This is a genomic window from Syntrophomonas sp. UBA5494 (assembly GCF_002426325.1).
Window position 1 is genome coordinate 84,042 of the sequence record NZ_DIPG01000038.1, and the last position, 290, is coordinate 84,331.

1 pseudogene is annotated in these 290 nt (G+C 52.1%); it reads left to right on the forward strand.

The features are described 5' to 3' along the window. A pseudogene (locus B3W37_RS04170) lies at positions 1 to 213 on the forward strand (DNA integrity scanning diadenylate cyclase DisA); the annotation flags it as partial. Between the last annotated feature and the right edge of the window lie 77 nt (positions 214 to 290).

Consider the following 290-nt stretch of genomic DNA (forward strand, 5'->3'; position numbering starts at 1 on the left):
CCGCGGGGCTACCGCATGCTGCAGCGCTTGCCCCGCATTCCGGGCTCTATTATAGCCAACCTGGTTGAACGGTTCGGGCTGTTGTCAAATATTTTGAGAGCCACCATCGCTGAATTGGATGACGTTGAAGGCATCGGCGAAGTGCGGGCCCGCTATATCAAGAACGGCTTGAAAAGGATGCAGGAACAGCTTCTAATGGAGTATATGGTATAAAAAACCGCCTTGCGACGGTTTTTTATACCGTCGACAAAAGCGAATCACCGCGTTGCTCGCTCTGCACAGCTTGTTGA